At 34.0% G+C, this 6,870-nt stretch carries 5 protein-coding genes; 4 read left to right on the top strand and 1 reads right to left on the bottom strand.

Annotated features, from left to right (window positions below; genetic code table 11):
* The coding region (locus ABWO41_RS13705) for a DUF748 domain-containing protein (protein WP_353139067.1) at positions 1-3,516 on the bottom strand (3,516 nt) is incomplete at its 3' end.
* Positions 3,517-3,738: 222 nt separating this feature from the next.
* On the opposite strand from ABWO41_RS13705, the gene trxA reads away from it, so the two are divergent.
* From trxA to ABWO41_RS13685, 4 genes are all read left to right on the top strand, one after another.
* Positions 3,739-4,059 carry a thioredoxin gene (gene trxA / locus ABWO41_RS13700; protein WP_353139064.1) on the top strand — a complete coding sequence of 107 codons (321 nt, stop codon included), beginning with the start codon at positions 3,739-3,741 and terminating at the stop codon, positions 4,057-4,059.
* A gap of 114 nt (positions 4,060-4,173) precedes the next feature.
* On the top strand, positions 4,174-4,767 hold the full coding sequence (locus ABWO41_RS13695; protein WP_353139061.1) for a TetR/AcrR family transcriptional regulator: 594 nt from the start codon (positions 4,174-4,176) through the stop codon (positions 4,765-4,767).
* Positions 4,768-4,803: 36 nt separating this feature from the next.
* Positions 4,804-6,075: an MFS transporter gene (locus ABWO41_RS13690; protein ID WP_353139058.1), complete on the top strand. Its 1,272-nt coding sequence runs from the start codon at positions 4,804-4,806 to the stop codon at positions 6,073-6,075.
* A 117-nt stretch (positions 6,076-6,192) separates the two neighbouring features.
* Positions 6,193-6,795: an OmpH/Skp family outer membrane protein gene (locus ABWO41_RS13685; protein ID WP_353139055.1), complete on the top strand. Its 603-nt coding sequence runs from the start codon at positions 6,193-6,195 to the stop codon at positions 6,793-6,795.
* Positions 6,796-6,870 lie beyond the last annotated feature (75 nt).

Genomic DNA, 6,870 nt, shown 5'->3' with positions numbered 1-6,870 from the left:
ATTAAATTCTAGTCTGTCGTTAAGAGATTTGAAATAGGTGTTGGTTTTGGTGAGTCTAAACGCACCATCATTAAATTTCAACTCTCCCAAAACATTAGGTGCAGACGCTTTTCCGGTTATATCAAAATTACCAGATAAATAACCACTTGCACTGCTCATATTCCCAAAAGAAAAACCTTGTATACTAGCCAGATTTAGTCTTTGGATAATCAGGTTCATATCCATAGTTTCCCTGTCTGTCGAGTAAGTACCATTTAAATTCACCTGATTTCCCTGACCGGTTATAGAAACATCTGCGGCGAATGTGTTTGCTAACTTGTTATCTACCTTAACATCTATATTACCCAAAGTATCTCCTCTGAAATTAAAATTGGAAATATGAGCATCTGATGTAAATACCATATCGGACGTTAAATTGGTAAGCAATACATTTCCATCTATAACTCCGCCTATCTTCAAAGAATCCTGATCGACTATACTTGTCAGCGTCTCAATATTGAACTTTTTAAAATCTATTCCTAAGGGAGAATTTTCATTTTCGCCCTGCGATGCAATAGCTATTTCCTGACCTTTATTGCTCAGTATAAAATCCTTGGCGAAAATACCTTTTCCCAGTTCTATTCTATTTTCTGCGGGTATATTCCAGGCATCATAATTTAATTTCAGGTTCTTAGGATCTAAACTTATAATAGTATTGTTGTCTTCAGCTTCGGCATTTCCTGCAATAAGATATCTTTCTTTTTCAGATTTATCTTTTACAGATAATTTATACCCTAGAATATTGTCCTGAACAGTTCCTGTTAAACTGGTCTTTGGTAAAATAATAGACCCACTTTTAATTTCGTCTACAAAAAGGTTGTAGTTTATAGCTTCATTTCTGGTGTCTACTTTCAGCAAGGCATTATTTATAGTATTAGCTCCGTAAATAACGCGGGGTATTTTACCATCAATTTTAATAGAATCTCCTTCGCTGTTATAACGACCGCTTAATGTTACCGGATCCAATTTTTTTAGATCTGGTAAGAATTGAAAAAGAAATGGATGTCCGTTGAGCTGAGCTGAAAAATTAAAGTATTGACTGTCGGTTTTCTTTTTAGGTTGATTCGGATTGGAATTGTAATATTTAGCTATCGAATTAGATAAAGCATTCCCCAATTCGGTTAGTTTATATTTTCCCTCCACTTTAGCTCTTAAAAATGGAGAGAACAATAAAATGGTATTGCTGGTATCGTTAGATCTTGCCCGTAGATAAATAGAATCCAATACGAATTTTTCTTTTTCCTGTGCTACCAGAATTTTATTTAAAACAATATTACCGTTTAAATAATCCGGGTCTGCGGTTTGTATATCGGCTTTCATATTCATCCGAAGCCTTAAACTACCTGCGTATAGATTCAATTTGTTAAAATCGGCACTATCTAACACCATATTCATCTTTACAGACGGATATTTATTTTTAAAACTTCCACTCGCATCTAAATTAAAATCCAGGTTAGGATCGCTCATATTTGCCTTAGCTGCAAAAAGCCCATTCCTGATGTTTCCATCGAGCTTCAAATTTTTATACACATAACGGTTATAAACAGCACTGTTTAAAACAGCATTCACTTTTGCATTTGCCGTCTTCGGATCCAAACCCACTCCACCTACATTAGCTGTAAAAGAAACTTTACCGATAGAATCGTTTTTCAGAAACTTTCCGATATCTAAACCTTGCGCTATTGCATAAGCTTTATATCGTTCTTTGTTTTTAACTCGCTGATCGAAATTGGCTCTCACTTTTGCATTACCATAACTGGTTACCAGATTCAGATCTGTAATAAAGTTATTAATTGCACCTTTGAAGGTTCCCTTTAAATTGATATAGTTGGGCAGGCTAATATTGTTAGGAATGGTATTAGGCGGAACAAATCCGTATAAATCTTTAGCAGATGTCTGGAAATTTTTAATTCTGAGATCAAAATCTGCTTTATCTATATCGGGCATACCTGTGATATGCCCGCTGGCCGCAATTCTGGTTGTCCCAATTCCGCTAATTTCTAAACTTGGAATTCTCAAATCTTTTACCTTTCCAATAACTTTACTATTTATTTTTAAAACAGCATTTGGATTTGATTTAAAAGGATTAGTATTTGATAAATCAGGAACCAGAAGCAAAACATCTTTAAAGCTTAACTGGCTACCTTTTAAAGAAGCATCTATGCCTAATTCTCCTATGTTTTCAGAAATCGACGCTATCGAAGGATAAGTAACGCTTACTTCATCTTTCAACAACGTTTTTGGCGTTTTCAGATATAAGTTTTTCAGATATGCTTTTTTAGGCCCATAAAAAAAGTCTGTTTTTAATTGCTCTATTTTTAAACCGCTTTGTTCTTGCGCAGAGAATGAAAGTATATTTCCAGATATCGTATCGGTACTGTAGTAAAAATCCTCAGCTTTAAGATTTACATTAGTCAGATTCATATGCATGTAATCCACACCTTTTGTAATGGGTTGCACATTTAAATCATCAAATTTGAAATTAACATTAGCAAAATCCGCATCATTAAGGTTAACACGCCAGTTTGTATTTCCGGTAGTATCTTTAGGAGCTTCTACAGTTTTGTTTTTTAAAATTTTTCCTAAGATTAGGTTCCCATTCAGGTCCTGTAATTTTATATCATCGATATCTATCAACTGTTTATCCAGATCTATCTTGTTAAACTTTACCAGCAGGCTTCCCAAATCTAGATGGGTATTCAATTTAGTCCCCTCATTATCATATACTATCCGAATCTTGGAAATATCTATCTCTCCCAGATTTAATTTTAAACTCGGTTCATTAACTACCTCTTCTACTGTCTCCGCAGACTTTTGCACTATTTCTTCAACTATTCCCTGCTTTAGATTTAAATTTAAGGCACTCAGAGTTATTTTTGGAACATCAAAGTCCATGTTATCCAGATCGAATTTCTTAATCTTCGTATCAAAGTGGCCTATATAAAAATCAAGATTGTTCTTACTTATGGCGTCATCAAACTTGATTTTTATCCGGTCAAGATTGATTTTGTCCAAAGAAAATTTCATCGTAGAAACCGTGTCTTCCGGCTTTGGCTCCTTCTCTTGTTCAGAAGCAAACGCTTTTATGATATAGTCGAAATTAAAAACAGAATCCTGATTACGTTTTACATTGGCGGTGATACCTTGCAGATCTATAAGATTTATCTCTAATTCGTTATCCAATAATTTAAACAGACTTATATCAACTGCCAATTTATCACCAGCTAACAGCGTGTCTCTTTCCTGACTCTCAAAATAAACATTGCTAAGTACCAATTTCTTTGGCAAACCTAATTGTATCTTACCTATTTTTACAGGGGTTTTTATTTTGGCTTCCAGATAATTAACAACTTTATTCTTAGCAAAGTTTTGAACAGCTGGTATTTCCAAAAGTATAACAATTAACAAGACAAGCCCGATTATTACACCAACAATCCATGCAATTATTTTTAAACTTATTTTCAGATATTTATTCAAGTGTCTGCGTCTCTTTTCTCTATATAATACAAATGTATTATTGTTTGGTTTAGAATATTTAATGCCAATTTAAACGTTCTTTACACAAAATGTGTTCCATTTCGTTATCTCCAATATCTTATAAAATCTATCTATTTTAAAATCGAAAGAAACTATTTGTGGCAAATGATTTGCAGACGTATATTTGAAACAAAAAATTCGAAACTTTAAATACGATATATTATGGCTTTAGAAATTACCGATGCTAATTTCGAGGAATTAGTATTAAAATCAGATAAACCAGTGTTGGTAGATTTTTGGGCAGAATGGTGTGGTCCATGCCGTATGGTTGGTCCTGTTGTGGAAGAATTAGCAAAAGAATACGAAGGAAAAGCGATTGTAGGAAAAGTGAATGTTGATCACAATTCTGAAATTTCTGCTCAATTCGGAATCAGGAACATTCCTACTTTATTGGTTTTCAAAAACGGAGAAATTGTTGATAAACAAGTTGGCGCAGTTCCAAAATCTGTATTGGCAGGTAAGCTAGACAACCAATTAGGTTAATTAATAAATATTATGTTAAAAGCCGTAGTTCCTTAAACTACGGCTTTTTTTTTGAAAAATTAATTAGTCAATATAAATAAATGAATATTCATTTATATTTGTACCCCTTTAAAAATGAGAACAAGAGATATAGAGAAGGAAGACCTTGTAAAACAGAAAACTATCGAACTCATAGCGGAGCATGGTTTCGAAGGATTTAGTATCAATAAACTAGCTAAAGAATGTAAAATATCGGTCGCTACAATATACATCTACTATAAAGACAAAGAAGATTTAATTAATAAAATAGCTTTAGAACAGGCACAATTAAAAGCAGAAGCTATGTTAAAAGACTTTGATGCTGATAGTTCTTTGGAAGAAGGAATACGGCAACAATGGATCAATAGATTTGAATATATTAAAAGTCACCCTAATGACAATAAATTTTATGACCAATTGAGGAGCTCTGCTTATTATGAAACTTTTTTAAAACATCTGGTCTCTAAAATCTCACCTGTATTTGGAAAATTCTTAACCAATTTACGCGAACGTGGTGAAATGGAAGAAATGAATCTGGAAGTTTACTGGGCTATCACCTTTGGCCCGTTGTATTCTTTGGCTAAATTCCATACAGACGGGAAAAGTATTGGTGGCAGAAAATTCACTTTAACCGAAGATGATTTTAACCGGGCGCTTCACTTAGTTATAAAAGCTCTAAAAAAACAATAATCCGACAAACCAGGCTAACATCAACACACATATACTATGCAAACCAAACAAAGTGTAGCATTTACCAGCTACGAAAAATTAGTCATCTTTATTCTAGCTATCAGTCAATTCACCGTAATTTTAGACTTCATGGTAATGTCTCCTCTTGGCGATTTATTAATTAAGTCTATGAACATGGATGCTTCAGCATTCGGAATTGTGGTGTCTGCCTATGCTTTTAGTGCTGGCGCTTCCGGAATGCTAACTGCCGGATTCGCAGATAAATACGACAGAAAGAAATTACTCTTATTTTTTTATACCGGATTTATTATCGGAACTGTTTTTTGTGGATTGGCCAACAGCTTTTATGCTTTGGTAGCCGCCCGCATTATAACGGGCCTTTTTGGTGGAGTAATTGGATCTATTTCTATGGCAATTATTACCGATCTTTTTGCTCTGGAACAAAGAGGACGGGTGATGGGATTTGTACAAATGGGATTTGGCGCCAGTCAAGTGCTCGGAATACCGATAGGGCTATATATAGCTAACCGAATGGGATGGGAAGCACCTTTCCTTTTTATTGCCGGATTTGCTATTTTAATTGTCATTCTCATTGCAATGCGTCTAAAACCTGTAAATGCTCACCTCCTACTCCAAAAAGATGAGCAAAATGCTTTCAGACATTTATTAAACACATTGAAGAAAAAGCCCTACCGAATAGGTTTTCTGGCAACTGCTATTCTTTCTGTCGGCGGCTTTATGATGATGCCATACGGGACCATATTTGCTGTTAATAATCTAAAAATAAGCCAGGAACAACTCCCTTTTTTATTCATGGCTTCGGGACTAAGTTCCCTTGTTATTATGCCCCTGATTGGCAAACTGAGCGATAAAGTGAATAAAAATAAATTATTCGCTATTGCCACAACATGGTTAATGATTGTATGTATAGTATATACCAACCTGTCGGCTACTCCATTTATTATTGTTTTATTGATCAATATATTGATGATGATCGGTATCATGAGCCGTATGGTTCCTTCTTCTGCACTAATATCTGCAGTACCTGAAATGCAGGATAGAGGTGCTTTTATGAGTATAAATGCCTCTTTACAGCAAATTGCCGGTGGTATTGCAGCAGCATTTGCAGGATTAATTGTCTATCAGCAAGATAAATTCAGCCCGCTGGAACATTATGATATCGTAGGATATACGGTAGTAGCCATATCTATTATCTCAATATTATTAATGTCCAGAGTAAATAACCTTGTAAAAAGCAATACCTCAAAGATAGCAACGACAACAAATGAAGGAACCTTTAATGTTTAAAAGAAGGCTCTAGGGAAACTTTATCAGCCACTAAAATCATTTTTTTTAAGGTTTTATTTATTTTATTAGGATACTTTAGTTGAAAGTATATCTTTGTGTTTAAATATTAGAGACGGAATGAATAGAAATCTTTTAAAGATTGCTAAAGCAACAAGTGGATTAGCTTTAGCCTTAACTATTGTAAGTTGCAACAACACTGAAAAAAATACAACAAAAGAGACAACACCACAGGCAAAAACAGAAAAAACAGAGGCAGAAAAAATTGTTTATGTAAATTCTGATTCATTGTTAAATAACTACGAGTATTTTAAGGTTCTTAAAGAAAAATTTGAATCAAAATCTAAAAAAGCAGAAGCAGATTTAAAAAATAAAGGTACAGCCTTTCAAAGAGAAGTTGCAGCTTACCAACAAAATGCACAAACAATGAGTGCTGATGAAAGAGCTAAGACAGAAGAAAGATTAGCCCGCAAACAGCAGGAATTGCAAACTTATCAACAAAATGCCGGTGCTGCTTTAGCAAATGAAGAAGCTGCAGAAAACGAAAAATTATACGATAAAGTTGCAGACTATCTGAAAAAACATGCTAAAGACAAAGGTTATAAAATGGTATTAACTTATTCTAAAGGAAACAGTGCTATTTTATTCGCTGATGATAACCTTGATGTAACTAAGGAAGTTATTAAAGGATTGAATGAAGAATATAAAAAAGATAAAAAATAAATTTTCATAACAATAATGAAAGGGGGTGTCCAAAAAGGGCACCTTCTTTTTTTTGAACAAAGTTGAAGTTTTCAG

The organism is Pseudopedobacter sp., from assembly GCF_040392825.1.
In the GTDB taxonomy this organism is placed as follows: domain Bacteria; phylum Bacteroidota; class Bacteroidia; order Sphingobacteriales; family Sphingobacteriaceae; genus Pseudopedobacter.
Note: the sequence above shows the minus strand (reverse complement) of the source record. Positions and strands in the feature narration are given on the sequence as shown.